Source organism: Duganella sp. CY15W, assembly GCF_009857555.1.
In the GTDB taxonomy this organism is placed as follows: Bacteria; Pseudomonadota; Gammaproteobacteria; order Burkholderiales; family Burkholderiaceae_D; genus Rugamonas; species Rugamonas sacchari.
Genome location: NZ_WWCQ01000003.1, coordinates 272,494 through 297,617, shown reverse-complemented (window position 1 = coordinate 297,617; position 25,124 = coordinate 272,494). Strand labels below are relative to the sequence as shown.

At 61.0% G+C, this 25,124-nt stretch carries 27 protein-coding genes; 7 read left to right on the top strand and 20 right to left on the bottom strand.

The window, feature by feature from the left end:
- Positions 1 to 65: 65 nt before the first annotated feature.
- A complete protein-coding gene (locus GTP58_RS16330) occupies positions 66 to 1,250 on the top strand; it encodes an acyl-CoA dehydrogenase (RefSeq protein WP_161078364.1) in 1,185 nt (394 codons plus the stop codon).
- Between the two features lie 70 nt (positions 1,251 to 1,320).
- Here the strand turns inward: GTP58_RS16330 and GTP58_RS16325 are convergent, their stop codons facing one another.
- The 12 genes from GTP58_RS16325 to GTP58_RS16270 all read right to left on the bottom strand — a co-directional run bounded on the left by GTP58_RS16325 (position 1,321) and on the right by GTP58_RS16270 (position 14,197).
- A complete protein-coding gene (locus tag GTP58_RS16325) occupies positions 1,321 to 2,001 on the bottom strand; it encodes an OmpW family protein (RefSeq protein ID WP_161078363.1) in 681 nt (226 codons plus the stop codon).
- 71 nt (positions 2,002 to 2,072) lie between these two features.
- Positions 2,073 to 3,440, bottom strand: coding sequence for an SGNH/GDSL hydrolase family protein (locus GTP58_RS16320; RefSeq protein WP_161078362.1), 1,368 nt, complete (start codon positions 3,438 to 3,440; stop codon positions 2,073 to 2,075).
- 169 nt (positions 3,441 to 3,609) lie between these two features.
- The gene (locus tag GTP58_RS16315; protein ID WP_161078361.1) at positions 3,610 to 5,166 is read right to left on the bottom strand and encodes a S9 family peptidase; all 1,557 of its coding nucleotides are present in this window, start codon (positions 5,164 to 5,166) and stop codon (positions 3,610 to 3,612) included.
- Between the two features lie 105 nt (positions 5,167 to 5,271).
- Positions 5,272 to 6,345: an L-threonylcarbamoyladenylate synthase gene (locus GTP58_RS16310; RefSeq protein WP_161078360.1), complete on the bottom strand. Its 1,074-nt coding sequence runs from the start codon at positions 6,343 to 6,345 to the stop codon at positions 5,272 to 5,274.
- Complete coding sequence (locus tag GTP58_RS16305; RefSeq protein WP_161078359.1) at positions 6,342 to 7,538, bottom strand: 5-(carboxyamino)imidazole ribonucleotide synthase; 1,197 nt, start codon at positions 7,536 to 7,538, stop codon at positions 6,342 to 6,344. The genes GTP58_RS16310 and GTP58_RS16305 overlap by 4 nt, the downstream gene beginning before the upstream one ends.
- A 13-nt stretch (positions 7,539 to 7,551) precedes the next feature.
- On the bottom strand, positions 7,552 to 8,052 hold the full coding sequence (gene purE / locus GTP58_RS16300) for a 5-(carboxyamino)imidazole ribonucleotide mutase (RefSeq protein WP_161078358.1): 501 nt from the start codon (positions 8,050 to 8,052) through the stop codon (positions 7,552 to 7,554).
- Positions 8,053 to 8,055: 3 nt separating this feature from the next.
- Complete coding sequence (locus GTP58_RS16295) at positions 8,056 to 8,952, bottom strand: phosphoribosylaminoimidazolesuccinocarboxamide synthase (protein WP_072785953.1); 897 nt, start codon at positions 8,950 to 8,952, stop codon at positions 8,056 to 8,058.
- Positions 8,953 to 9,061: 109 nt separating this feature from the next.
- Positions 9,062 to 10,126 carry a class II fructose-bisphosphate aldolase gene (gene fba, locus GTP58_RS16290; protein WP_072785951.1) on the bottom strand — a complete coding sequence of 355 codons (1,065 nt, stop codon included), beginning with the start codon at positions 10,124 to 10,126 and terminating at the stop codon, positions 9,062 to 9,064.
- An 84-nt stretch (positions 10,127 to 10,210) separates the two neighbouring features.
- A complete protein-coding gene (gene pyk / locus GTP58_RS16285; protein WP_072785948.1) occupies positions 10,211 to 11,659 on the bottom strand; it encodes a pyruvate kinase in 1,449 nt (482 codons plus the stop codon).
- A 184-nt stretch (positions 11,660 to 11,843) separates the two neighbouring features.
- The gene (locus tag GTP58_RS16280; protein WP_161078357.1) at positions 11,844 to 13,058 is read right to left on the bottom strand and encodes a phosphoglycerate kinase; all 1,215 of its coding nucleotides are present in this window, start codon (positions 13,056 to 13,058) and stop codon (positions 11,844 to 11,846) included.
- A 67-nt stretch (positions 13,059 to 13,125) separates the two neighbouring features.
- Positions 13,126 to 13,458, bottom strand: a complete 333-nt coding sequence (locus GTP58_RS16275; RefSeq protein WP_072785944.1) for an AzlD domain-containing protein — start codon at positions 13,456 to 13,458, stop codon at positions 13,126 to 13,128.
- Positions 13,451 to 14,197 (bottom strand): AzlC family ABC transporter permease, encoded by a 747-nt coding sequence (locus tag GTP58_RS16270; RefSeq protein WP_161078356.1) that lies wholly within the window; start codon positions 14,195 to 14,197, stop codon positions 13,451 to 13,453. The genes GTP58_RS16275 and GTP58_RS16270 overlap by 8 nt, the downstream gene beginning before the upstream one ends.
- 135 nt (positions 14,198 to 14,332) lie before the next feature.
- On the opposite strand from GTP58_RS16270, the gene GTP58_RS16265 reads away from it, so the two are divergent.
- Genes GTP58_RS16265 through GTP58_RS16250 form a run of 4 tightly spaced genes read left to right on the top strand, consistent with a single transcriptional unit; the run spans position 14,333 to position 16,504 of the window.
- The gene (locus tag GTP58_RS16265; protein ID WP_161078355.1) at positions 14,333 to 14,524 is read left to right on the top strand and encodes a zinc-finger domain-containing protein; all 192 of its coding nucleotides are present in this window, start codon (positions 14,333 to 14,335) and stop codon (positions 14,522 to 14,524) included.
- Between the two features lie 18 nt (positions 14,525 to 14,542).
- Positions 14,543 to 14,965, top strand: coding sequence for a nuclear transport factor 2 family protein (locus GTP58_RS16260; protein ID WP_072785939.1), 423 nt, complete (start codon positions 14,543 to 14,545; stop codon positions 14,963 to 14,965).
- An 8-nt stretch (positions 14,966 to 14,973) separates the two neighbouring features.
- Complete coding sequence (locus GTP58_RS16255; protein WP_161078354.1) at positions 14,974 to 15,924, top strand: alpha/beta fold hydrolase; 951 nt, start codon at positions 14,974 to 14,976, stop codon at positions 15,922 to 15,924.
- Positions 15,917 to 16,504 carry a DUF2946 family protein gene (locus GTP58_RS16250; protein WP_161078353.1) on the top strand — a complete coding sequence of 196 codons (588 nt, stop codon included), beginning with the start codon at positions 15,917 to 15,919 and terminating at the stop codon, positions 16,502 to 16,504. The genes GTP58_RS16255 and GTP58_RS16250 overlap by 8 nt, the downstream gene beginning before the upstream one ends.
- On the opposite strand, the gene GTP58_RS16245 is transcribed toward GTP58_RS16250, so the two are convergent.
- Positions 16,476 to 18,140 (bottom strand): M48 family metalloprotease, encoded by a 1,665-nt coding sequence (locus GTP58_RS16245; RefSeq protein ID WP_202413766.1) that lies wholly within the window; start codon positions 18,138 to 18,140, stop codon positions 16,476 to 16,478. The two genes, GTP58_RS16250 and GTP58_RS16245, sit on opposite strands and share 29 nt — an antisense overlap.
- A gap of 148 nt (positions 18,141 to 18,288) precedes the next feature.
- Here GTP58_RS16245 and moaC point away from each other — a divergent pair, with 148 nt between their 5' ends.
- Together moaC and GTP58_RS16235 are read left to right on the top strand one after the other, a co-directional pair.
- Positions 18,289 to 18,774: a cyclic pyranopterin monophosphate synthase MoaC gene (gene moaC / locus GTP58_RS16240; protein WP_072785936.1), complete on the top strand. Its 486-nt coding sequence runs from the start codon at positions 18,289 to 18,291 to the stop codon at positions 18,772 to 18,774.
- A 120-nt stretch (positions 18,775 to 18,894) separates the two neighbouring features.
- The gene (locus tag GTP58_RS16235) at positions 18,895 to 19,605 is read left to right on the top strand and encodes a flagellar brake protein (protein WP_072785935.1); all 711 of its coding nucleotides are present in this window, start codon (positions 18,895 to 18,897) and stop codon (positions 19,603 to 19,605) included.
- Between the two features lie 51 nt (positions 19,606 to 19,656).
- Here GTP58_RS16235 and GTP58_RS16230 read toward each other — a convergent pair whose 3' ends face one another.
- The 7 genes from GTP58_RS16230 to recA all read right to left on the bottom strand — a co-directional run bounded on the left by GTP58_RS16230 (position 19,657) and on the right by recA (position 24,994).
- Positions 19,657 to 20,133, bottom strand: coding sequence for a pilin (locus GTP58_RS16230; RefSeq protein ID WP_161078352.1), 477 nt, complete (start codon positions 20,131 to 20,133; stop codon positions 19,657 to 19,659).
- A 171-nt stretch (positions 20,134 to 20,304) separates the two neighbouring features.
- The gene (locus GTP58_RS16225; protein WP_161078351.1) at positions 20,305 to 20,883 is read right to left on the bottom strand and encodes an FHA domain-containing protein; all 579 of its coding nucleotides are present in this window, start codon (positions 20,881 to 20,883) and stop codon (positions 20,305 to 20,307) included.
- Between the two features lie 71 nt (positions 20,884 to 20,954).
- On the bottom strand, positions 20,955 to 21,836 hold the full coding sequence (sucD, locus tag GTP58_RS16220; RefSeq protein ID WP_154379791.1) for a succinate--CoA ligase subunit alpha: 882 nt from the start codon (positions 21,834 to 21,836) through the stop codon (positions 20,955 to 20,957).
- Between the two features lie 13 nt (positions 21,837 to 21,849).
- The gene (gene sucC / locus GTP58_RS16215; RefSeq protein WP_072785929.1) at positions 21,850 to 23,016 is read right to left on the bottom strand and encodes an ADP-forming succinate--CoA ligase subunit beta; all 1,167 of its coding nucleotides are present in this window, start codon (positions 23,014 to 23,016) and stop codon (positions 21,850 to 21,852) included.
- A gap of 63 nt (positions 23,017 to 23,079) precedes the next feature.
- Positions 23,080 to 23,289, bottom strand: a complete 210-nt coding sequence (locus GTP58_RS16210) for a hypothetical protein (protein WP_161078350.1) — start codon at positions 23,287 to 23,289, stop codon at positions 23,080 to 23,082.
- Positions 23,290 to 23,443: 154 nt separating this feature from the next.
- Positions 23,444 to 23,896, bottom strand: coding sequence for a recombination regulator RecX (gene recX / locus GTP58_RS16205; protein ID WP_072785927.1), 453 nt, complete (start codon positions 23,894 to 23,896; stop codon positions 23,444 to 23,446).
- Between the two features lie 9 nt (positions 23,897 to 23,905).
- On the bottom strand, positions 23,906 to 24,994 hold the full coding sequence (gene recA / locus GTP58_RS16200; RefSeq protein WP_072785925.1) for a recombinase RecA: 1,089 nt from the start codon (positions 24,992 to 24,994) through the stop codon (positions 23,906 to 23,908).
- Positions 24,995 to 25,124 lie beyond the last annotated feature (130 nt).

Genomic DNA, 25,124 nt, shown 5'->3' with positions numbered 1-25,124 from the left:
AAGCCGGCACCCGGGCGTCGGCATAGAATGCTGGCAGCATTCATCACCATAATGAGAGACTATCTATGAGCCAAGCCCGCGCCCAATTCCACTGGGATGACCCTCTGCTGCTGGACCAGCAACTGACCGAAGAAGAGCGCATGGTGCGTGACGCCGCTGCCGCTTACTGCCAGGACAAGCTGCAACCGCGTATTCTTGAAGCCTTCCGCCATGAGCAGATGGATACCTCCATCTTCCGCGAAATGGGCGAAGTGGGCCTGCTGGGACCGACCATTCCCGAGCAATACGGTGGTCCTGGCATGAACTATGTGGCCTATGGCCTGATCGCGCGTGAAGTCGAGCGCGTCGATTCCGGCTACCGCTCGATGATGAGCGTGCAGTCCTCGCTGGTGATGGTGCCTATCTATGAATTCGGCACCGAAGCGCAGAAACAGAAATACCTGCCTAAACTGGCGACCGGCGAGTGGATCGGCTGCTTCGGCCTTACCGAACCGAACCACGGCTCCGACCCGGGCTCGATGATTACCCGCGCCAAGAAAGTCCCGGGCGGCTACGCGCTGACCGGCGCCAAAATGTGGATCACCAATTCGCCGGTAGCGGACGTGTTCGTGGTCTGGGCCAAGGACGATGAAGGCGCGATCCGCGGCTTCGTGCTGGAAAAAGGCATGGCTGGCCTGAGCGCCCCGGCGATCCACGGCAAGTTCGGCCTGCGCGCCTCGATCACCGGCGAAATCGTCATGGACAATGTGTTCTGCCCTGAAGAAAACGCCTTCCCGGATGTGCGCGGCCTCAAAGGCCCGTTCACCTGCCTCAACTCGGCCCGCTACGGCATCGCCTGGGGCGCGCTGGGCGCGGCGGAATCGTGCTGGCACACTGCGCGTCAGTACGTGATGGACCGTACCCAGTTCGGCCGTCCGCTGGCCGCCAACCAGCTGATCCAGAAAAAGCTGGCCGACATGCAGACCGAAATCACGCTGGGCCTGCAGGGCTGCCTGCAGCTGGGCCGCATGAAAGATGCGGGTACGGCCGCGGTGGAAATTACCTCGATGATGAAGCGCAACTCGTGCGGCAAGTCGCTGGACGTGGCACGCGTGGCGCGCGACATGCTGGGCGGGAATGGTATTTCGGATGAGTTCGGCATCATCCGCCACATGGTGAATCTGGAAGTGGTGAATACCTACGAAGGTACGCACGATATCCACGCGCTGATCCTGGGCCGCGCCCAGACCGGCATCCAGGCATTCCAGTAAGCGTCAACCGCACTGCGGAAGTAAAAACCGTCAGCACTGAGCGCGCTCAGGCTGACGGTTTTTTACTTTTTTACCAGCCCTTGAAGGCGTAGCCGATGCTGACGTTGACCGCCAGCGGATCCAGACGCACTTCCTGGACCTGGCCGGTCGAGTAGTGCGCAGTCGTCTTCAGCTTGGTCTTGATGACCGACGCATCCACAAACCACTTGTCATTGATCTTCACCGTGCCGCCGATCTGGAAGCTGGCGGCGACTTTGTCGTCCAGCTTGAAGGTCGCGCCCGGGCCGCCGGTGTTCAGTACGGCGGTCAGCTGGCCCGAGCCACGTTCCTTCTGGAACATGGCGTAGGTGATGCCCAGGCCCACGTAAGGACGGAACATCGAATTGGCCGGCAGGAAGCGGTACTGGATGAAAGCGGTGGGCGGCAGCACTTCCGCCGTGGCCAGCTTGCCCGTGCCCTGAATCGCGCCAGCGCCGGACAGTTCATGCTTGTACGGCAGGCCCAGATCCAGCTCGGCCGAGATATTGTCGGTGATCATATAGCCGATCGCGAAGCGCGGCTTGGTGTCCGAGCCGACGTCGGTCTTGGTGCCTGGCAGCGCCGGCGCCGACACATCGCCGGAATCGACTTTTGGCGTGATCTTGTTGATCCCCAGCGTCCCCAGCCAAGTACCTTTTTCCTGTTGTGCCGATGCCGCCGAAGCGACCGTCAGGGCGGCGGCCAGCGCCAGCAGTTTTACTGTGTTCTTCATCTCGTCTCCAGAATGTATATGTTAGTCCGGCCGCCGCGCGCCTTGGCGCGCAGCGGCCTGCGACGACTGAATTACAGCCAGCCCTTGGTCACCATGGCCTTGGCCACATAGCGGGCCAGCAGCAGGTTGTTGTATGGCGTTGGATGCACGTCGTCCGCGAACGCCCAGTGACTGATGTCACCCGACTTCAGATTGGCGGCGGTACACACCAGCGAGCTGCCCAGCGGGTTTTTCGCCGGGCTCAGGTCGCAGGCGGTTTCGGCCACGTTGGTCAGGCCGTACGGCGCTGGGTTGGTGGCCTGGTCGTGGCTGACGGTAAACACGTCCACCAGCAGCGCTTTGGCTTCGCCAGCCAGGCCGTTGGACAGTGCCGTGTTATACGCGGTCACCATGGCGTTGATCAGTGCCTGGGTGCCGGCATCCTTGCTGCGGCCGGCAGGCGTGGTGGCGATGTCCGGCAGGTTGTTGACCACCACGTAGTTGGCGCCGTTGGCGATCAGCTGGTTTTTCACGAGTGCCACCGTTTCCACACCGGCCTGGCCCATGGCGGCAACCAGCTCCGGACCGTGGGCGGCAGCGTAGTCGGCGCCCGCTTTGGTGGCCGCAGTGGTGGCGTCGGCGGTCGCCTTGGCGATCATGGCGGTGGACGCAGCCACCACACCCGTGTTACCTGGTTGTACCGCCGCTGCACCAACGGCCGCGCTGACGATATCGCTCTGGGCGGCGCCGCTCGCGGTCGCGGTCTGCACCGCAGCAGTAATGGCGCCGGCAGCGGTTTGCGGATTGGTCGCCCCCGAGGCCAGTTGCGGGATCAGGCTGGCAAAGAAGGCCGGTCCTATGGCGGCCTTGCCAGCTGCGGTGGCGGCGGTGCTCAGCGCGCCCAGCTGGAACAGCGCATCGTTACCACCGGCCATCACCAGCACCACTTCGTCACCCTTGAATTTGCCGCCCACCGCTTTCAGATGGTTGGCGATCTGGGTCACCACCGGATAGGTCAGCGCACCCAGCGCAACGCCGGTCAGTTTGTTGTTCGGGCCGACTGGATTGGTCACGCGCGAGCCGCCCATGGCATAGCCGTAGCAGCCGGCGTGTGCGGTGGCTGGCACCGAGAATCCTTTACTGGCATCGCCATCCAGACCGGTGACGGCAGCGCAAGGTGCAGGCAGGCCCAGTTGGGCAGCCAGCAGCTCGGTCCAGTTCTTACCGGTCAGTGCAGGATTGATGGCCGTATTGTCGCCATTGATGGTCAATTTGCCGCCCTTCAGCGCGGCAACAGTGCCCACGGCATAGGTGCCGACGTCAGACAGACTGTCGCCGAACGTCACCTGGGCGCTGTATTTCACTTTAACTGATTGATCGCCTGGAGCGGGATCGGTGCCGCCACAGCCCGCAAGGACGGCCAGAGCCATTGCAGCAAGTGCAAGTTTTGTATGACGCATGTTGTCTCCTAAGTATATTTTTTGGTCTTAATGCGAACGGCCGTGCTATTCACATCCAATTAATATGCCAGTGTTGACAACGCTTGTATAGAGTAGCGCCACTAAAAACAGGGGGTTGTGAGCAAAAAAGAACGCCTGCTCGGCATTTTTCTGCTTTCCCCCTGCCAAATCACCGTGTTGGTGCAGTGTCGAAGAAGTTGCGGGTTTCACGCAGACAGAACGGCGCCACCAGGCCTGCGTGGTAGGCATCCTTGACGGCCTGATCGGCCGCCGTGGCGCTGCCGGTCTGGTTCAGCGTCACGCGGCGCAGCAGTGCCTTGGCTGCCGCGAATTCGGCGCGCGTGGTCAGATACGGCCCGGTCAATGCGCTGTCGTCCACGTTCAGCACTGTCAGGTTCAGGCCCGCGCCGCTTTGCGCGCGGAAATACGCTGCCGCATAGCTGGTGTTGTTGTAAGGGACCAGCGGGTCGGCGTCACCGCCGCACAGGAGCATCGGTACGTTCGGCGTGTAGGTCCGCAGATCGTTCTTGACCAGCCATTTGCGCAGCGGCTGGGTTGGCGCACAGCTCAGCGGCGTGGTGCTGCTGGCGTTGCATGGATTGGCTTTGAGGTCGGCCAGATAGGCGTCGCGGTAGCTGGTCTTGACCAGGTGATCCGGACCGAAGGCGCTGGCGTAGCCGCTGGTCTGCGGCAGCGAAGTGGTGTCAAACAGCACGTCGTTGGGCAGCTTGCCGGCTTTCACCAGGTCGCCCAGGCTTTGCGTGCCCGGCAGCAGCGTGTCGATGCCGGTGGCGTATTTGGCTTCATAGATGTCGCTGGTGCTGGTGTACAGCGCCGCACCGGCGCGCTGGCCCGCATTGATGAGCATGGGCAGGAAACCGGCCGAACCCACCGACGGCGCACCGCCAAAGATGGTATCGCCGAACAGGGACAAGGCATACGGGCCGGACAGCGGCGCTGCCGCTGTCACCGCAAACTCTGACGCCAGCTGGGTCTGCATGGTGCGCTGGGTGGCCATGGCAACAAAGCCGCCCTGCGAGTAGCCGCTCACCATCAGGCGCGACGAGGCGCTGGTGTTGATGCTGCCAAACACGCTGCGCGCGGCGCGCAATGCATCGATCATGTCCGCCGATTGCTGCGCGGCGTCCAGGTAAGGATGGTAGCCGGCGGTGGAGCCCGCATAACCCACGTAATTCGGCGCCACCACGATGTAGCCCTGCGCCGCAAACAAGGCGGCAATCAGCAGCGGCTCGGTCGCCGCCAGGTTGCTCATATCGGTACTCTTCTGGACCGAAGTGCCGTGGGCGTACAGCATCACGGGACGCGCGCCCTGGCACACCGGATTCGCACCCGACGGCACAAAGATCGCCGTCGCCGCCTGGGTATCGGCGCCGGCGGAATCGATGGTGTGGTATTTGAGGGTGTAAGTGGTGATGCCGCAGTTAGGGTTGCCGGTGACCGCCGTGCCAAAACCCATGCCCAGGCTGGTGCCGTTGTCGATATAGGTTTTCAGCGTCGCGGCATCCACCGTGGTGGCCGACACGCCGGCACTGGCCGTGAACGGCACCACCGTGGCACTGCCGATCACCTGGCCGCGCAGCGACGTCGGAGGAGGAGTGACCACCACGCTGCCGGTGCCAGGCTGGGCGCCGGAACCACCGCCACCGCCGCCGCAGGAGGCCAACAACATCGCCAGAGGAATCAAAGCCAAACGAGAGTTGCGCATATCGTATCCTTGCAAGAAGGCCGGGCGAATTTTTCGGCCGGCAACCATTTCATCTTAGCAGGAAAGCAACCCGCGAACGACACCGCCCACAGCAACAATATTCGCTTATTTTTGCAGCATGGCATCGATGATGCCGGCGGAGCCAAACACGGAACGGCGCAGGCGGTCATTCACCCCCATCCAGTCGCCATCCTGCGGTGGCGTTTCGACCAGGATCAGGTCCGAGCCCGTCTGATCCATGTCGCGCAGTGCAGCGTACAGGCCGTAGGCATAGCCCACCGGTTCGGCAGGCAGTTTGCGCTGCGCCGACACCAGCGCCGGCAAGGCGTGGCTGATCAGCGCGACCTTGATGCCCTTGGCTTGCAAGTTGCCCAGCGCAGTACGCAACGCATCCGCCGCCAGCATGGTGACGGGCGTACGCGGCGCGTAGTGCGACTCCAGCGTACCGGAGGCGCGCGGCGCGGCCTGATCGGGCGCTGCTGGCAGCATGCCGATCACATCGGCAATCTGCTGCGCCGTGATATGACCGGGACGCAGCAGCACCGGGCCGTGCGTGGCCAGGCGCGACATGTCGACGATGGTGGATTCGATGCCGACCTGGCTCGGACCGCCTTCCAGCACCACGCTCAGCATGGAAGCCGAGCAGGCGTCGTCGCCGTTGAGCGCGCCGTCATCATGCGCGTCGAGACCGAACTCATCGCGCACGTGCTGCGCGGTGGTCGGGCTGACGTTGCCAAACTTGTTGGCCGATGGCGCCGCCACACCGCCCTTGCCGCCTTTGAAGGCGCTCAGCAGTGCGATGGCGACCGGGTGCGACGGGCAGCGGATGCCGACTGAATCCTGTCCCGCTGAAACCGCATCCGGAATCTGCGGGTGGCGTTTGAGGATCAGCGTCAGCGGGCCAGGCCAGAAAGCCTGCACCAGCTTGCGCGCTTCTTCCGGCACATCGGTGACCCAGTAATCCAGATCGGCGCCGGGCGCGACGTGCACGATCACCGGGTGGTCGTGCGGACGGCCCTTGGCTTCGTAGATGCGGGCCACGGCAGCCGGGTTTTCCGCATCCGCGCCGAGGCCGTAGACGGTCTCGGTCGGGAAAGCGACCAGACCGCCCTCTTCCAGCACGGCGGCCGCGTCAGCGATGGCGGCCTGATCGGCGACGGTGGCGGATGGCTGCTTCACGCTGCGATCCCCAGCACGGCACACGCGGCGTTGAGCTGCTGCTGCGCTTGCTCCAGGGTCGGCGCGATAAAGGTCAGGTGGCCCATCTTGCGTGCGCGGCGTGGATCATCCTTGCCGTACAGGTGCAGATTGGCGCCTGGCAGCGCGAGGATTTCATGCCAGGCCGGTTCGCGCGCATCGTCACTATCGCCTTCAAACCAGACGTCGCCCAGAATATTCAGCATGACGGCCGCCGAATGCTGGCGTACATCGCCCAGCGGCAGACGCGCCATGGCGCGCACCTGCTGCTCGAACTGGCTGGTGACGCAGGCGTCGATGGTGTAGTGGCCGCTGTTATGCGGACGCGGCGCCATCTCGTTGACCACCAGCGAACCGTCGGTCAGCACGAAGAACTCAATGCACAGCACGCCGACATACCCCAGCTCGGCCACGATGGCTTGCGCCGCCTTCTGTGCCTTGAGAGCGCTCTCTTCCGAGACATTCGGGCCGGGCACGGTGGTGGTGAACAGGATGCCGTCACGGTGGACGTTTTCCGCAATCGGGTAGACCACGGATTCGCCATCATGGCCGCGCGCGGTCAGCACCGAGACTTCATACGCCAGCGGCAGCATCTTCTCCAGCAGGCAGGTAACCTTGCCCATGGATTCAAACGCCGCTTGCACATCTGCACGCGATTTGACGCGGACCTGGCCTTTGCCGTCGTAACCCATGCGCACCGTTTTCAGGATGCCGGGCAGCAGATCGTCGCTGATGGCGTCGATATCTTCCTGCGTAGCGATCACCTTGTGCGGCGCCGGCAGCACGCCCGACTTGGGCGCGCAGCTGACGAAGAAACGCTTCTCGGCCACGCGGTCCTGTGCAACCGACACACCATGGCCATCCGGCGCCACAAACACGGTTTGCGCCAGACGCGACAGGCTGTCGGCCGGGACGTTTTCAAACTCGGTGGTCACGGCAGCGCACTGCGCGGCCAGTGCGTCGAGGCCGGTAGCGTCGCTGTAGTCGGCATTGACCAGACGCTGCGCGACCTGGCCGGCCGGGCAGTCTTGCGACGGCTCCAGCACGGCAACCTGATAACCCATGGCTTGCGCCGCCTGGGCAAACATGCGGCCCAGCTGGCCGCCGCCCATCACGCCCAGCCAGGCTGGCGGATTAGCAGCGGGCAGGATGGGCTTTAACTTCGATTCACTCATTACGCATTACTCGTCATTCCAGGGGCAGTTTCATGGCCTTGGCGGCCTCGGTTTGCGCAACGCGGAAAGCTTCCAGCTTGTCAGCCAGGGCGTCGTCGGTCGATGCGATCATCGCCACCGCCGTCAGCGCCGCATTGGCAGCGCCCGCTTCGCCGATGGCAAAGGTGGACACTGGCACGCCTTTCGGCATCTGCAGGATCGACAGCATGGAGTCTTCGCCGCGCAGATATTTGGACGGCACAGGCACGCCCAGCACTGGCACGATGGTCATGGCTGCCACCATGCCTGGCAGGTGCGCGGCACCGCCGGCACCGGCAATGATGGCGCGCAGGCCGCGCGCACGGGCGCTCTTGGCATAGGCATACATCTCGTCCGGCATGCGGTGGGCCGAGATCACTTGCGCTTCAAACGGCACGCCAAACTGCTTGAGGATGCTGACCGCGTTTTGCATCACGTCCCAGTCCGAGGACGAGCCCATGATGACGCCGACCAATGGCTTGTTCTGATCGCTCATCGTTCAGACCTTCAGCTTTTCGCCGGTCAGGCGTTCGATGGCTTCGAAGTACTTGGCCTGGGTTTTTTCGATGACGTCGGCTGGCAGAGCTGGCGCTGGTGCGGTCTTGCCCCAGTCGGTCAGGGTTTCCAGGTAGTCGCGCACGAACTGCTTGTCGAACGACGGTGGCGAGATGCCAACGGCGTAAGAGTCGGCAGGCCAGAAGCGCGACGAGTCGGCAGTCAGCACTTCGTCCATCAGGTGCATGACGCCGTTGTCGTCCAGGCCGAATTCAAACTTGGTGTCGGCAATAATGATGCCGCGCGAGGCAGCGTATTCCGACGCTTCGGTGTACAGCTTGATGGCGACATCGCGCATTTTGGCAGCCAGTTCGGCGCCGATGCGGCTTTCCATGTCGGCAAAGCTGATGTTCTCGTCGTGCTCGCCCAGGTCGGCCTTAGCGGCTGGCGTGAAGATCGGCTGTGGCAGTTTTTCCGCTTGCTGCAGGCCTTCTGGCAGCTGGATGCCGCAGATCGAACCGGTAGCCTGATAGTCTTTCCAGCCCGAGCCGATGATGTAGCCACGCACCACGGCTTCCACCATGATCGGTTTCAGACGCTTGGCCACGACAGCGCGGCCTTTGACCTGATCCACTTCGTCCGCTGCCACCACGGACTCTGGCGCTACGCCGGTCAGGTGGTTAGGCACGATGTGGCCCAGCTTCTCGAACCAGAAGTCGGTCATCTGGTTCAGTACCTTGCCCTTGCCGGGAATCGGTTCATTCATGACAACATCAAAAGCCGACAGACGGTCGGAGGTGACAATGAGGATTTTGTCATCGCCGACAGCGTAGTTGTCGCGGACTTTGCCGTGGCCGAGGAGTGGCAGGGACTTGATGGAAGACTGGTAGAGGCTGTTCATAGCAGGGGAATGTAATGAAAAAGCGAAAACCGGCGATAGAGGAAACCTCGATCGCCGGTCGAAAGAGTCGGGTTAATCCGAAAGAACTAACCCGTTCCAAAACAGAATTTTACTTCACAATCTGGGACAGCTCGCCAGCTTTGTAGCGTTCCGCCATTTTTTCCAGCGGAATTTGCTTGATTTTCGACGCCTGGCCTTCGCAGCCGAACGCCTGGAAGCGTGCGCGCACCACTTGCTCGGCAGCCAGACGGGCTGGCTTCAGGAAGTCGCGCGGGTCGAATTTCGACGGGTTCTGGAACATGTACTGACGCACGGCGGCGGTCATGGCCAGACGGATGTCGGTGTCAATGTTGATCTTGCGAACGCCGTGACGGATACCTTCCTGGATTTCTTCGACTGGCACGCCATAGGTTTCTTTCATGTCGCCGCCGAATTCGCGGATGATGGCCAGCAGTTCCTGTGGCACCGACGACGAACCGTGCATGACCAGGTGGGTGTTCGGGATGCGCGCGTGGATTTCCTTGATGCGGTCGATTGCCAGGATGTCGCCGGTCGGCTTGCGGGTGAACTTGTAGGCGCCGTGCGAGGTGCCGATAGCGATGGCCAGCGCGTCGCACTGGGTTTTCTGCACGAAGTCAGCAGCCTGGGCAACGTCGGTCAGCAGCTGTTCGCGGGTCATGGTACCGTCGGCGCCGTGGCCGTCTTCCTTGTCGCCCTTCATGGTTTCCAGCGAACCGAGCACGCCCAGTTCCGCTTCCACGGTGACGCCGATCGCGTGCGAGAACTTGACCACTTCGCGCGACACTTCGACGTTGTATTCGTAGGAAGCCACCGATTTGCCGTCAGCTTCCAGCGAACCGTCCATCATCACCGAGCTAAAGCCCGAGCGGATTGCCGCCATGCAGACTGCCGGCGACTGGCCGTGGTCCTGGTGCATAACCACTGGAATATGCGGGTAGGCTTCGATGGCAGCGTCGATCAGGTGACGCAGGAACGCTTCGCCAGCGTACTTGCGGGCGCCAGCCGACGCTTGCATGATGACCGGTGCGTTCAGCGCATCGGCGGCAGCCATGATGGCCTGCACTTGTTCCAGATTGTTGACGTTGAAAGCAGGAATGCCATAGCCGTTTTCAGCGGCGTGGTCCAGCAGTTGACGCATGGATACGAGGGACATGGTAATACTCCAAACAATAAAAAAACCTGGTTGCCGGGAGCACAGCCACGCCCTCCTCAGGGCGCGACGCTCGACCGGTCTTACTTAACTAAACTCGCCGACGCGGACGATCTTCAGGGCATTGGTACCGCCCACCTGGCCCATCGGGGAACCCCAGGTGACGACGATCATGTCGCCCTTCTTGACCACACCGTGCTCTACCAGCAGCTCTTCCGCCTTCTTCAGCACCACGGCGCTACCGCCTTCCTGCTGCAGATTGTAGGCCTTGACGTTACGGTACAGCGCCACTTTACGCAGCGTGGTGGTTGACGGCGTCAGCGCATAAATCGGTGTATCGATGTTGTGTCGGCTCATCCAGAGTGCGGTCGAACCGGACTCGGTCAACGCCACAATCGCCTTCACCGCCAGGTGGTGCGCGGTGAACAGCGCGCCATAGGCGATGGACTGGTCGATACGGGTGAAGGTCGCGTTCAGGAAGTCGGCGTCGAGCTTGTTGTACTCGGACTGCTCGGCTTCCACGCAGATCGCGGCCATCATTTCTACAGTTTCAATCGGGTAGCGGCCCGAGGCGGTTTCGGCCGACGTCATCACGGCATCGGTACCGTCCAGCACGGCATTGGCCACGTCCGAGACTTCCGCGCGGGTCGGCACCGCATTGAAGATCATCGACTCCATCATCTGGGTCGCGGTGATCGCCAGCTTGTTCGACTCGCGCGCCATGCGGATCATGCGCTTTTGCAGCGCCGGTACCGCAGCGTTACCTACTTCCACCGCCAGGTCGCCACGCGCGACCATGATGCCGTCCGAGGCGTCGAGGATCTCCTGCAGCACAGGGATCGCTTCGGCACGCTCGATCTTGGCAATCATCAGCGGCTTGTGGCCGAATGGCTCGCCGGCGATATTGGCCAACTGGCGCGCCATTTCCATATCGGTTGCGCTTTTCGGGAACGAGATCGCCAGGTAATCGGCCTGGAAACTCATTGCCGTCTTGATGTCTTCCATGTCCTTGGCGGTCAGCGCCGGTGCGGTCAGGCCGCCACCCAGACGGTTGATGCCCTTGTTGTTGGACAGTTCGCCGCCGATCTTGACGACGGTGTAAATCTCGCTGCCCACCACTTTTTCCACCACCAGCACGATCAGGCCGTCATTCAGCAGCAGCTGGTCGTCCGGGCGCACGTCTTGCGGCAGTGCCTTGTAGTCCAGGCCCACGCGGTCCTGGGTGCCCAGTTCGCCGTTTTCGCCCCACTTGGCGTCCAGGATGAACTTGTCGCCCTTGGCCAGTTCGATCTTACCACTCTCAAATTTGCCAACGCGGATTTTCGGGCCCTGCATGTCCGCCATGATCGCCACTTCGCGGCCGCACTCGGCAGCTGCCTCGCGCACCAGACGCGCGCGGTCGATATGATCCTGCGCTTTGCCGTGCGAGAAGTTCAGGCGCACGACATCCACACCCCCACGTATCATTTTGACCAGTACGTTGAAGTCGGTAGAAGCTGGGCCGATCGTGGCGACAATTTTGGTGCTACGAGACATAGTATTCCTTAGCGGTAGGTCATGCGAACAGTCTCCGCGGGTAGCGAAGACCAGGAAAGCTGCACTTTATTACAGAGAAGACATCAAATCTGTAGATTTGCTACAAATTTGATGCCCTTCTCAGGCATTACCTGGATTCTACTGTTAATTTGCTACAAAGCACGACCGTGCTATTCACTACCCCTTATTTCGCTGCGCGCTGGGTCAGGATCTCGACGGCTGGCAGGGTTTTGCCTTCCAGGAATTCCAGGAAAGCGCCGCCGCCGGTGGAGATGTAGCCTACCTGATCGGTAATGTCGTACTTGGCGATTGCCGCCAGGGTGTCGCCACCGCCAGCGATCGAGAACGCTTTCGACTGGGCGATTGCCAGCGCCAGCGTTTTGGTGCCTTCGCCGAACTGGTCGAACTCGAACACGCCGACCGGGCCGTTCCACACGATGGTGCCGGCGGCGCCGATCTGCTCAGCCAGCTGGGCAGCGGTTTTAGGGCCGATGTCCAGGATCATGTCGTCATCGGCCACGTCTTTCACGTCCTTGATGGTGGCCACGGCGGTCGGCGAGAATTCCTTGGCGCACACCACATCGACCGGAATCGGCACTTGCGCGCCGCGCTTGGCCATGATGTCGATGATGGCTTTGGCTTCGTCGACCAGATCGTTTTCCACCAGCGACTTGCCGATGTTCAGGCCCACAGCCTTCATGAAAGTGTTGGCAATGCCGCCACCAACGATCAGATTGTCCACCTTGTCAGCCAGCGCTTTCAGGATCGACAATTTGGAGGAAACTTTCGAACCGGCGACGATGGCCAGCAGCGGACGGGCTGGGGCGCCCAGCGCCTTGCCCAGCGCGTCCAGCTCGGCGGCCAGCAGCGGGCCAGCCGCAGCAACCGGGGCAAATTTGGCGATACCATGGGTCGAGGCTTCGGCGCGGTGCGCGGTACCGAAGGCGTCATTGATGTAGATGTCGCACAGTTTTGCCATTTTCTGTGCCAGTTCGTCGGCGTTCTTCTTTTCGCCCTGGTTAACGCGGACATTTTCCAGTAATACCACTTGGCCCGATTGCAGGTCTTCCAGACCGGCGCCATCGACCCAGTTCTGCTTCAGTTCAACGGTTTGGCCCAGCAGCTCGGACAGGCGTTTGGCGACGGGCGCCAGGCTGTCTTCCGGCTTGAATTCGCCTTCAGTCGGACGGCCCAGGTGGGACGTGACCATGACCTTGGCGCCAGCGGCCACCGCTGCCTTAATGGCAGGAACCGAGGCGCGGATGCGCGTATCTTCGGTGATATTGCCGGCATCATCCTGCGGAACATTCAGGTCGGCGCGGATGAAAACGCGCTTGCCTTGCAGGGCATTTTGATCGATGAGGTCTTGCAGACGGATGAAGTTCAGAACAGCGGACATGGCTACCCAAGGTCGAGTTGTTGGAAGAGCGCTATTTTACCGCAAGCCGAAGGTGAGTTATCTGTTATTAAGTTACAGGAAACAGACGTAATACTGTAAAGAAAGCCATGCCAAAGACGATAGTTTCCAACATATTGCGACGCAGCAAATAATAAATCGTAGCGACAATACCAGAGACGAGTTTGAGGTTGCCCGCATCCAGCACGGCATGGCCGTCGGCTGCCAGAATCAGATCAGGCGCCACGATGGCGGCCAGGGCGCAGGCCGGCGCGAAACGCAGCATTTCCTGCACGCGTTTGGGAATCGTGATGTGATGGCCGATCAGCCAGAAGGAGCTGCGGGTGCAGGCCGTGGCCAGCGCCAGCACAAAAATCACCAGCCAGATTTCCCAGTCAGCCACGTTTGCTTCTCCATTTGTCAGCGGTTTCTTCAATGACCATGGCGGTCAGCATGCCAACCAGGACGGCAACCAGCAGCCCCAGCTTGTACGGCAGGTCATGCGCCAGCACCGAGACGGCGCCCGCCACCAGCACGCCACACAGCGCGGGGCGGCCCACCATCAGCGGGACCATCACGCAAATGATCGCCAGCGTGCCGGCAAAACCCAGGCCCCACTCGGCCGGCACGGTACTGCCAAGGAAGATGCCGGCAATCGAGCCGACCTGCCACGAAATCCAGTTCGGATACAGCAGGCCTTTCAAATACGACAACTTGCCGACCTGTGGCGCTTCGGACGGATATTTTTGCAGGAACAGCGCGACCGTCATGTCGCCGGCGACGTAGCCCAGCGTCAGGCGCTGCCGCCATGGCAGGTGGGAAAAGTGCGGCGCCAGCAGCGCCGAGAAGATCACAAAACGTAAGTTGACGACCAAAGCGGTCAGGAAGATGACCCAAACGGGGGCATTGGAGGCAATCAGGGGCAAGGCGGCCAGCTGGGCGGAACCGGCAAACACCATCAGCGTCATGCCCAGCGCCTGCGGGATCGTCAGCCCGGACTTGACCATCGCAATCCCCACCACCAGGCCCCAGGCGCCAATGCCAAACAATGACGGCATGCCGGTTTTCACGCCTTCGCGCCAGGAGGGTTCGTGAGGTGCCGAGACGCAGGCCAGGGTGGCAGTGCTGCTTGATTCAGTCATGGATCGCTTGTGGCATTCCTGCCACATGGGCGGCAGGGGCGGGGTTGTAGAGGCGCTATTTTACCGACGATTTTTGCTCAGTGCGCGAATCCGTTAAAATCGTGGTTTTCTCTCAGCCATCCGGAGCCACAAGAAATGACCAATCCACACACCGCCGCTGTTGAACTCGATGGCAAAGACCTGCCGGCGCACTGCCCCAACCCAGCCATGCCGCTGTGGTCGTCGCACCCGCGCGTGTTCCTGGAATTCATCCACGGCGAAGCCAAGTGCCCATACTGCGGCACCGCTTACCGCCTGAAGCCAGGCATGGTTGTCGGCCACCACTAACCCCAACCAGCGCCCACCATGCCAGCCAAGAAAGAGCACAACGGTAGCGCCGCTGAAACCGAAGCGGCTTTCTACGACGCCCTGAACCGCGCTGACCTGGAAGCGCTGATGGCCCTGTGGGCCGATGACGATGAGATCGTCTGCGTGCATCCGGGCGGCCAACGCCTGATCGGCCACGCGGCGATCCGCGCCTCCTGGGCCGCCATCCTTGAACACGGCGGCCTGCACATCCTGCCGTCGCAGCTGCACGAAACCCATACTCTGATGAGCTCGGTCCACACCGTGGTGGAAGGCTCGACTGCCGGAACCAGCGATCCGGCGCATCTGCTGGCGACCAATGTGTATGCGAAAACGCCAAAAGGCTGGCGCATCGTGCTGCACCATGTGTCCGTCGCGCCGGGGGCGGCGCCGGTCGATACGCGCGCACAAATCCTGCATTAGTTTTCACCGTGAAGTACACCGCACCGTTCTGGCTGCCTAGCGGCCATCTGCAAACCATTTATCCGGCCATTGCGATCCGCAAGCCGCCGGTGGCGTTCCGGCGCGAACGCTGGGATACGCCCGACGGTGACTTCATCGATGTGGATTTTGTCGACGGCCAGCCAGGCCAGCCATTCGTGGTGCTGTTCCATGGCCTGGAAGGCTCGTCGGACAGCCATTACGCGCGCGCGCTGATGTCGGACATCCAGGCACGCGGCTGGTCCGGCGCCGTGCCGCATTTTCGCGGCTGCTCGGGCGAAGCCAACCGCGCACCGCGTTTCTACCATTCCGGCGACGCCGCAGAAATCAACTGGATCATCCGCCGTCTGCACCAACGCCGCGCGGGAGACAGCGGCAAGTTCTACGCCACCGGCGTCTCGCTGGGCGGCAACGCACTGCTGCGCTGGCTTGGCGAATCCCAGCACCAGGCCGATTTTGTGGATGCGGCATGCGCTGTCTCGGCGCCACTGGATCTGGCGCAAGGCGGCGCCTCGCTGTCGAGCGGTTTCAACATGCTGTACACGCGCATGTTCCTGCAAACCCTGAAACCAAAGTGCGTAGCCAAACTACAACAGTTTCCCGGCCTGTTCGACGTGGATGCCTTGCACGCAGCACGTGACCTGTATGCATTTGACAACGTGGTCACCGCGCCGTTGCACGGTTACCGCGACACGGACGATTATTGGCACCGCGCCAGCGCCAAACACGTGCTCGACGATATTACCGTTCCTACGCTGGTGCTGAACGCAAAGAACGATCCTTTCCTGCCCGGCCGTCACCTGCCGCAGCGTGCGTCGTCGCGCGTGGTATTGGACTATCCTGAACACGGCGGCCATGTCGGCTTTGCCGTCGGTGGACTGCCGGGCCGCATCAACTGGCTGCCGACCAAGCTGCTTCATTTCCTCGAACAACATGGATGACATCGTCAAACAGGCGCTGGCCAAGTGGCCCAACGTGCCCCACTGCTATGGCTGGCTGGCGCTCGACGCGCGCGGCAACTGGCGCATGCGCGATGAGCGCGCCCAGCACTTCAATCTGCCTGGCGACAAGCTGAGCAACGCCGCGCTGGTCGGCTTCATCACGCGCAACTATGCGGTCGATGAGCGCGGCTGCTGGTATTTCCAGAACGGGCCGCAGCGCGTGTACGTACAACTGCAAGCCACGCCGTACATCGTCCGCACCGATCCGGCTGCGGGCTGGATGCTGCACACCGGCGCCGCGCTGGACGCCATTGATGCCGCGTTCCTCACAGACACCGGCGCGCTGATCCTGCGCAGCGGCGAGGTAGTCGCGCAACTCGATGACCGCGACTTCGCGCAAGTGCTGCCGCAGTTGCACATGAACGGCGCCGCAGTGGCGGATGAAGTGCTACTGGACTGGATGGAAGGCCGCAGCGCAGGCGAGCTGACGCTGCAAGGCGTGCCGGTAGAACGCATCGCCGCCGACGGACTGGCGGCGCGCTTCGGTTTCGTCAGCGAGCCATCAGCCCCGGCGACGTGATGTCGTTATCGTTCTGCTTGCGCAGACGGTCAAACGGATTGGTGGACTGGTTGAACATATTGTTGTAGCGGTCAAACGGGCTGGCGTCCTTGTCCGGCCCTGACTTGAACTCGGCCTTGAAGGCCGGACGCGTTTCCGCCATATCCTTCTTGCCCTTGTCGCCCATCTCTTCGCGGCGACGCGCTTGCCACTCGCGTTCACGCGCATCGATCAGCGACTGATCGTAGAACGACGCATCGGGCGCCTTGCGCGCAAAGTTCAACTGGTCCAGCGCCGACAGCACACCGCCCTGCAACGCGTAGGATTCCGCCAGTGCGATGTGCTGCAAGGCCAGCTTGCCCTGCTTGGCATACACCTGCGCCAGCAGATCGTAGGCTTCAATGTCTTCACGATACAGCTGCGCCTGGTCACGCAGATACACAGCGGCTTCTTCCAGCTGACCTGCTGCCAGCATCGCCTCGCCGTACTGATGTGCGATACCGCGCGACAGCGGGAATTTCAGATGCGCCGCCTCGGCTTCCTTGACGGCCTTGGCTAGCACTTCCTTGTTGTCCGGCTGCGCCAGCTTGATCTCGATCGAGGTGGCGGCAAAGATGGTCTCCGCCCGGCCGCGCGGCGCGGAAGACAGGCCGATCTTGGGTACCGGCGCATTCACGGTCGCGTAAGCCTGGTCCAGCCAGCTCTGCGCGGCGGCCGTGTCGCCCTGCTTCATGCTCAGGAACGCCAGACCGTATTGGCCCGCCGCCTTCTGCTGCCAGCTCTCCTGCAGAATCTGCGACTGGAAGAACATCCTGGCCTCGTTATAGCCACTGGCACTCTGGTCTTGCAACACGCGGGCGCGCGAGCGCACCAGATAAAAGTCCAGGCTGTCGACCCGCTGCTTGTACGGCTGCTCGCGGATGCGCGCCTGGATGTCGGCGATACGTTCGGAAGTCAGCGGGTGGGTCAGCAACCAAGAAGGCACCAGGTCGCTATAGGCCTTGGTCGCATTCTGCATCTGCTGGAAGAAGGCCACCATGCCCGAGGTATCAAACCCCGCTTCGCCCATGATCTGGAAACCGATGCGGTCCGCCTCGCGCTCCGCATCGCGGCCAAAATTGAGCTGCCGCTGAATCGCAATCCCCTGGCCGCCGAGGAACACGCCCATCGCCGCATCGCCGCCCTGGCGCGAAGCCAGCGCCGCCAGAATCATGGCCGCCAGTGGAATCAGCGCGTCCTGCTTCTGCTGGCCGATGGACCGGGCGATGTGGCGCTGCACCACGTGGCCGATCTCGTGGCCCAGCACCGAAGCCAGTTCGGACTCGTTCTGCGCCGCCAGCAGCAGCGCCGAGTGCACCGCGATAAAGCCACCCGGCAGCGCAAACGCATTCAGCTGCGGGTCACGCACCACAAAGAAAAAGTAATCGTACTTGGCCTCGCCGCGCGCACCGGGACGGGCGTCCACCAGCGTATTGCCGAAGTTGTTCATGTACTCGAGGATGGGGCCATCGTCGAGATAATCGCGGTCGCGGCGGATATCGCGCATGATCTCCTCGCCCAGCTTGCGTTCCATAAGCGGGGAAAGATCCTGGTTTTCGGTACCGCCCAGCGAAGGCAGGTTCGGAATCTTGGCCGGCGCGAGCGCGGTCTGCGCCATGGCCATCGGCATGGCGACCAGCAGGGCGGCGGCAACCGCGCGCAGGCGGCCAGAGTAAGAGGAGCGTTTTACATTCACGATGATATGATACCCGCAACTTGGGTGCGAAAGCTTAGCACCAGATTATGACTCATTTTACGTTGCCATCATGACCACCGAACACCTGACCCACTTTGACGCCACCGGACAAGCCCACATGGTCGACGTCGGCGCCAAGGCGGAGACCCACCGCATCGCCCTGGCCACCGGCTCGATCCGCATGAAACCGGAGACGCTGGCCATCATCATGAGCGGCACGGCCAAGAAAGGTGACGTGCTCGGCATCGCCCGCATCGCCGCCATCATGGCCTCCAAGCGCACCAGCGACCTGATCCCCCTGTGCCATCCCCTGGCCCTGACGCGCGTGGCGGTGGAGTTCGAAACCGACGAGGCCAACGCCAGCGTCCACTGCAAAGCCCAGGTTGAAACCTACGGCAAGACCGGCGTCGAAATGGAAGCACTCACTGCGGTGCAAGTTGGCCTGCTCACGGTGTATGACATGTGCAAGGCGGTGGATCGCGGCATGGTCATGTCCAACATCCGCGTCACAGAAAAACACGGCGGCAAGTCGGGTGACTGGAGTGCAACCAGTTAGCAAGGTGTTGTATTGTCTGATTGTTACCCAAACTTGGCGGGTATATAATTAGTGTCGCTGGAACAATTTTTTGACGGTGTTGTCACCGTAGCCGTTTTGCGCACATAAGAAAGAGTTTGCATGAGCAGCAACCCTCCGCCAAGCGAAGCCAAGACTCAGGAGTACGAGTTCGAGCAAATGAACCTGCAAGTAGGCGGCAGGATACAGTTCATCACTCACCGGACGATCAAACCTATCCAGCACTTCTCGACCCTGATCGGCTGGGTCAAGGATGAGTACATGATCGTCAAAGTGCCGTTTGAAAATGGCGCGCCGATTTCCCTCAATGAAGGCGACAAGCTGACCATCCGCGTGTTCTCGGGCGTGAACGTGTGCTCGTTCTCGTGCGTGGTGCAACGCGTGTTCCCGCGTCCACTGTTTTATGTGCACCTGAGCTTCCCGGTATCGATCCAGGGCACCAGCCTGCGGGCGGCAATGCGGGTCAAGGTGGATATTCCGGCGCAGATCACGACCCCGGCCGGTGCCACCTCGGTGTTCCTGGTCAACCTGAGCGTGTCCGGCGCGCTCATCGAATCGCCCAAGCAGCTGCCGGATGGCGACGGCCAGGTTGGCCTGTCGTTTTATCTGATCGCCCAGCCCGGCAACCGCCAGGTACGCATCAATCCCAATGCGACGGTGCGCAATATCAACGTGGTCAAGCCGGCTTCGGGCGACAAGCCGGAAGTGTTCACCTACGGCCTGCAGTTCGTTGACCTCGACCCGGTGCATTACACCATGCTGCAAAACCTGACTTACGAAGCCCTGATCGCGGACCGCCAGAAAATCGTTTAACGTAAAAAAGCCCGGCAGTTGCCGGGCTTTTGCATTCAGGCCAGCCTTTTATCAAGGCACGCTGTTTTTGGTGATGGCCGCCGCCGCCGCTGTATTGGTGACCGTGGTCGTGATGGTCCAGGTAATGGCCGAAGCGCCAGCGGCGACTTTCGGCGCGAAGGTGATGGTTTTGCCGTCCATGCCCGAGCCGACGCCAGTCGCCAGGGTCGCGGTGATCACGCCGTTGGCGGCGGTAGTGGCGCTGGCCACTTCCTTGGTGGCCGTAAAGGTGTTGTCAGCAGGGACGCCGTTTTGACCCGACGAGCAGCCGCTGGCATCGCCGCCCGCTTCCTGGGCGCACAGCGCCACGGCGGTTTTGAGCGAATCCACTGCCGACATCGCGTTGGCGGCCTTGGCCTTGGCCGTGTAATCACTGTAGGCAGGAATCGCGACTGCGGCCAGGATACCGATAATCGCCACAACGATCATCAGCTCGATCAGGGTAAAGCCGGCTTGTGCCTGCTTTTTCATCATTTTCATGGATTTCATTTTGCGACTCCTCACGGTTAAACACATTGTTGGGTGCTACACCCTGCTTAGTGCAATTGGTGTGCCACCCGGTTTTTGCTCAAAATTTCAGCAAAACATGCCGTGAAGTGCCGTTTTTTGTCAGTCCGGAGCGCCGCATTTTGTCAGCACAGGCTGGGCTGACAATTTTTGTCAGGCGATGCGGAAGGCCATTTCGGTGCCGCTGAGGTCGATGACATCGCCATCGCTGAGCCGCTCCGGCACATGCAGATCCAGTGCCGTGCCGTTGAGCAGAGGCGCCAGCGCGCCTTCGGTGTGGGTCATCGTGTAGAAAGCGGGATGGCGCTGGATCACCACCACCTGCACGCCGGCGCGGCCCAATGTGGTCTGCGGCTTGGTCAGCGCCACATGCTTGCCCGCGTTGTTGCCGTTTAAGACAGAAATCTCCGCCAGCACGGGTTGCGCTGCCGCCAGCGGCCGGATGCCATCGGCCACAAACTGCAATTCCAGCTTGGCCATCTTGATCAGATCCTGATGTTGCAGGAAATGCTTGCCGATGCGGTGGCCGTTCACGAACGTGCCGTTGGTGCTGTGCAGGTCTTCCAGGAAGGAATCGTCGAGGATGGTGGTGATGGCCGCATGCGCGGCGCTGATGGCGGGATGGGCCAGGACGATGTCATTGCGCGGGTGACGGCCCAGCGTCATCCGTTCCTTGCTCAGTTGTATTTGCTGCTCGACTTGCCCGTTGCGCGAGATGATGAGCTTCGCCAATCTGATCTCCGGAAAATAAAAGGGGAGCCCGCAGGCTCCCCTTTATTATTCCACAATCAAGCGGCTGTTAATTACAGCATGGCTTTCAGCAGACGTGCCATTTCCGATGGATTCTTGGTGGCTTTGATGCCGCACTCTTCCATGATGTCCAGCTTGGCTTGCGCGGTGTCAGCGCCGCCCGAGATCAGCGCGCCGGCGTGGCCCATGCGCTTGCCTGGAGGAGCGGTAACGCCGGCGATGAAGCCAACCACCGGTTTCTTCATGTTGTCTTTGACCCAACGTGCAGCATTGGCTTCGTCCGGACCGCCGATTTCGCCGATCATGATGACCGCGTCGGTCTCAGGATCTTCGTTGAACATGCGCATCACATCGATGTGCTTCAGACCGTTGATTGGGTCGCCGCCGATACCAACTGCCGACGATTGGCCCAGGCCCAGTGCGGTCAGCTGACCCACTGCTTCATAGGTCAGGGTGCCCGAACGCGATACCACGCCGATACGGCCCTTACGGTGGATGTGACCTGGCATGATGCCGATCTTGATTTCGTCTGGGGTGATCAGGCCTGGGCAGTTAGGGCCCAGCAGCAGGGTTTTCGAACCGGCTTTGGCCATGCGATCCTTCAGTGCCATCATGTCGCGGACTGGGATGCCTTCGGTAATGCAAATGGCCAGTTCCAGTTCAGCTTCAACGGCTTCCCAGATGGCGGCAGCGGCGCCTGCTGGCGGCACGTAGATCACCGACACGGTGGCGCCGGTGTTCGATGCGGCTTCTTTGACCGAACCGAAAATTGGAATGCCTTCGAAGTCTTCGCCGGCTTTCTTCGGATTCACGCCTGCTACGAAGGCGTTTTTGCCGTTCGCGTATTCGCGGCACATACGGGTGTGGAACTGACCGGTTTTACCGGTGATACCCTGGGTGATGACTTTGGTGTCTTTGTTGATCAGAATAGACATATCGGTTCCTTAATTATTTACCAGCAGCGGCTGCAACAACGCTCTTAGCTGCATCTTCCATGGTGTCAGCGGCGATGATCGGCAGGCCGGAGTCAGCCAGCATTTTCTTGCCCAGATCTTCGTTGGTGCCCTTCATGCGGACCACCAGCGGTACTTGCAGCGAAACCGCTTTCGATGCGGTGATCACGCCTTCAGCGATCACGTCGCAGCGCATGATGCCGCCGAAGATGTTGACCAGGATGGCTTTCAGGCCTGGGTTTTTCAACATGATCTTGAACGCTTCGGTGACTTTCTCAGCCGTTGCGCCGCCGCCCACGTCCAGGAAGTTGGCTGGCTCGCCGCCGAACAGTTTGATGGTGTCCATGGTGGCCATGGCCAGACCGGCGCCGTTCACCAGGCAGCCGATGTTGCCGTCCAGGGAGATGTAGGCCAGGTCGAATTTCGAGGCTTCTACTTCAGCTGGATCTTCTTCGTCCAGATCGCGGTAAGCGACGATTTCTGGTTGACGGAACAGTGCGTTGGCGTCGAAGTTGAACTTGGCGTCCAGTGCAATGATCTTGCCCGAACCGGTCACGATCAGTGGGTTGATTTCGGCCAGCGACGAATCGGTTTCCCAGTAGGCTTTGTACAGGCCTTGCAGGTTGGTCACGGCATCAGCGATCGAACCTTCTGGTACGCCGATTTTTGCAGCGATGCCAGCAGCTTCAGCGTCGGTCAGGCCAACGGCCGGATCGATAGCGATCGAGTGGATTTTTTCTGGGTGGGACTCAGCAACTTCTTCGATGTCCATGCCGCCTTCCGACGAGGCCATCAGCACAACGCGCTGGGTCACGCGGTCGGTAACCAGCGATACGTACAGTTCTTGTTTGATGTCCGCGCCTTCTTCGATCAGCAAGCGGCGTACTTTTTGACCTTCAGGACCAGTCTGATGGGTGATCAGCTGCATGCCCATGATTTGGTCAGCGTATTCTTTGACTTGTTCCAGCGACTTGGCAACTTTAACGCCGCCGCCTTTACCACGGCCACCGGCGTGGATCTGTGCTTTCACAACCCAGACCGGGCCGCCCAAGGTTTCAGCAGCTTTAACTGCTTCTTCAACGGTCAGGCACGGAATGCCGCGCGGTACCGTCACTCCGTATTTTCGGAGGATTTCTTTGCCTTGATACTCATGGATTTTCATGCTGGCTTCCCTTCTGATGCTGATGTGTAAAAATCGGTTGATTGATTGTTAAGCAGATGCTTGCTACGCGCTACCCGGTGCTGCTTTGTCCACCCAGCGCGGGTAAAACAGTGCCACTGCGCCGGCAATGCGGTGCAGGACATGGGATCTGGTGATGCGAAACGGTGTTTGCTGCAGAGGGGTGCCGCCAATATCCCGCACGCCATCCTTGCTCAGGAAAGCACGCGCGCGCGTACTCAGCGCAGGTTGGGTAATTGGAGTTAACAAGGACATAAGATTGATACCGCTCTCGCGGCATTAATTAGTTAGCAGCCTGGCGCATTTCTCTTATTAAAAACGCACGTTGCCGCAGCTTCTACGGACAACCACCGCACCCGCGGTGCTGCAAAAACCCGCAAAGTGTAGCACACCCCGGACCGAAGGGAAATTACTCGTCGAGGTCAGCGCCTTTGATGACCTTTTGCACCACACGCTGCGAAAAGCCGCGTTGCAGCAGGAAGCGGATGTGTTTATTGCGGACCAGGGGATCGGTGGCGACCACGCCAAACTTGCGCTGCCAGATCTCCTGCGCGCGTGCCAGTTCGGTGTCAGCCAGAGTGGATTTGAGTTCTTGCAGGGCCTCACCGTTGACGCCGTGGCTCTGCAGCTCGGCGACGATGCGGCTGTTGCCGTAGCGGGAAGCACGGCGATGGATCAGCGATTCGGAAAAGCGTTCCTGCGACAGCCAGTTATTCTTTTCCAAGAAATCGAGAAGGGCTTCGACATCGTCGCCCTCCTCGGCGTGGCGGGCCAGCTTGCGGGCCAGTTCCAGCCGGCTGTGCTCACGCAGGGAAAGAAAGCGCAGCGCACGCGCTTTCAAGCTCAGTTGTGGCGCAGCCATGATGCGATATTAAGCAGCGTCGGCTTCAGGCTTGGCCGGCTTCAGCTTGACCACGGTGTTGTCGGTGGCCAGTGGTGGCAGCGCGCGTACGCCCAGCGACTCACGCACCTTGTTTTCAATTTCCCATGCCAGTTCCGGACGCTCTTGCAGGAAGGCGCGGGCGTTGTCCTTGCCCTGGCCGACGCGCTCGCCGTTATAGCTGTACCACGAGCCCGACTTCTCAACGATCTTGGCTTCCACGCCCAGGTCCAGGATTTCGCCTTCACGCGAGGTGCCGGCGCCGTACAGGATGTCGAAGTGCGCTTCCTTGAACGGTGGCGCAATCTTGTTCTTGACGACCTTGACCTTGGTTTCGTTACCGATCACCTCGTCTCCCGATTTGATCGAGCCGGTGCGGCGGATGTCCAGACGCACGGAGGCGTAGAACTTCAGCGCGTTACCGCCGGTGGTGGTTTCTGGCGAGCCGAACATCACACCGATCTTCATACGGATCTGGTTGATGAAGATGACCAGCGTGTTGGTGCGGTTGATCGAACCGGTCAGCTTGCGCAGCGCTTGCGACATCAGACGCGCTTGCAGGCCTGGCAGCGAATCGCCCATGTCGCCTTCAATCTCGGCGCGTGGGGTCAGCGCCGCCACCGAGTCGACCACCACCAGGTCAACCGAGCCCGAACGTACCAGCGCATCGCAGATTTCCAGCGCCTGTTCACCCGTGTCCGGCTGCGAGATCAGCAGCTCGTGCAGGTTCACGCCCAGCTTCTGTGCATAGCCCACGTCCAGCGCGTGTTCAGCGTCGATGAAGGCGCAGGTGCCGCCCAGTTTCTGCATCTCGGCGATGGTTTGCAGGGTCAGCGTGGTTTTACCCGACGATTCCGGGCCGTAGATTTCCACCACACGGCCGCGCGGCAGGCCGCCGACGCCCAGCGCCACGTCCAGGCCCAGCGAGCCGGTCGAGACCACTTGCACTTCTTCGATAGGAGCACTGGCATCCATACGCATGACGGAGCCTTTGCCGAACTGCTTCTCGATCTGGGCCAGCGCCGCTGCCAGCGCCTTGGCTTTTTCAGATGCAGGTACTACGCCTTTTTTCTCGTCCATAATGTGCTTTCAGCCAGTGGGGTTGTTCAATACAGGTAGCACTGTATAAAAAAACAGTGCTTAATGCAAGCGGGATTTTTGGTATTTCTTTGAGATTGCACAAAAACTCGCCAAAATAGGGTCTTGTGCA

Excerpts from the sequence above, each read along its gene's own strand:
- GTP58_RS16330 (WP_161078364.1), top strand. The coding sequence starts at position 66 with ATGAGCCAAGCCCGCGCCCAATTCCACTGGGATGACCCTCTGCTGCTG.
- GTP58_RS16325 (WP_161078363.1), bottom strand. The coding sequence starts at position 2,001 with ATGAAGAACACAGTAAAACTGCTGGCGCTGGCCGCCGCCCTGACGGTC.
- GTP58_RS16320 (WP_161078362.1), bottom strand. The coding sequence starts at position 3,440 with ATGCGTCATACAAAACTTGCACTTGCTGCAATGGCTCTGGCCGTCCTT.
- GTP58_RS16315 (WP_161078361.1), bottom strand. The coding sequence starts at position 5,166 with ATGCGCAACTCTCGTTTGGCTTTGATTCCTCTGGCGATGTTGTTGGCC.
- GTP58_RS16305 (WP_161078359.1), bottom strand. The coding sequence starts at position 7,538 with ATGAGTGAATCGAAGTTAAAGCCCATCCTGCCCGCTGCTAATCCGCCA.
- purE (WP_161078358.1), bottom strand. The coding sequence starts at position 8,052 with ATGAGCGATCAGAACAAGCCATTGGTCGGCGTCATCATGGGCTCGTCC.
- GTP58_RS16295 (WP_072785953.1), bottom strand. The coding sequence starts at position 8,952 with ATGAACAGCCTCTACCAGTCTTCCATCAAGTCCCTGCCACTCCTCGGC.
- fba (WP_072785951.1), bottom strand. The coding sequence starts at position 10,126 with ATGTCCCTCGTATCCATGCGTCAACTGCTGGACCACGCCGCTGAAAAC.
- pyk (WP_072785948.1), bottom strand. The coding sequence starts at position 11,659 with ATGTCTCGTAGCACCAAAATTGTCGCCACGATCGGCCCAGCTTCTACC.
- GTP58_RS16280 (WP_161078357.1), bottom strand. The coding sequence starts at position 13,058 with ATGTCCGCTGTTCTGAACTTCATCCGTCTGCAAGACCTCATCGATCAA.
- GTP58_RS16270 (WP_161078356.1), bottom strand. The coding sequence starts at position 14,197 with ATGACTGAATCAAGCAGCACTGCCACCCTGGCCTGCGTCTCGGCACCT.
- GTP58_RS16265 (WP_161078355.1), top strand. The coding sequence starts at position 14,333 with ATGACCAATCCACACACCGCCGCTGTTGAACTCGATGGCAAAGACCTG.
- GTP58_RS16260 (WP_072785939.1), top strand. The coding sequence starts at position 14,543 with ATGCCAGCCAAGAAAGAGCACAACGGTAGCGCCGCTGAAACCGAAGCG.
- GTP58_RS16250 (WP_161078353.1), top strand. The coding sequence starts at position 15,917 with ATGGATGACATCGTCAAACAGGCGCTGGCCAAGTGGCCCAACGTGCCC.
- GTP58_RS16245 (WP_202413766.1), bottom strand. The coding sequence starts at position 18,140 with ATGGCGCAGACCGCGCTCGCGCCGGCCAAGATTCCGAACCTGCCTTCG.
- moaC (WP_072785936.1), top strand. The coding sequence starts at position 18,289 with ATGACCACCGAACACCTGACCCACTTTGACGCCACCGGACAAGCCCAC.
- GTP58_RS16235 (WP_072785935.1), top strand. The coding sequence starts at position 18,895 with ATGAGCAGCAACCCTCCGCCAAGCGAAGCCAAGACTCAGGAGTACGAG.
- GTP58_RS16230 (WP_161078352.1), bottom strand. The coding sequence starts at position 20,133 with ATGAAATCCATGAAAATGATGAAAAAGCAGGCACAAGCCGGCTTTACC.
- sucD (WP_154379791.1), bottom strand. The coding sequence starts at position 21,836 with ATGTCTATTCTGATCAACAAAGACACCAAAGTCATCACCCAGGGTATC.
- sucC (WP_072785929.1), bottom strand. The coding sequence starts at position 23,016 with ATGAAAATCCATGAGTATCAAGGCAAAGAAATCCTCCGAAAATACGGA.
- GTP58_RS16210 (WP_161078350.1), bottom strand. The coding sequence starts at position 23,289 with ATGTCCTTGTTAACTCCAATTACCCAACCTGCGCTGAGTACGCGCGCG.
- recX (WP_072785927.1), bottom strand. The coding sequence starts at position 23,896 with ATGGCTGCGCCACAACTGAGCTTGAAAGCGCGTGCGCTGCGCTTTCTT.
- recA (WP_072785925.1), bottom strand. The coding sequence starts at position 24,994 with ATGGACGAGAAAAAAGGCGTAGTACCTGCATCTGAAAAAGCCAAGGCG.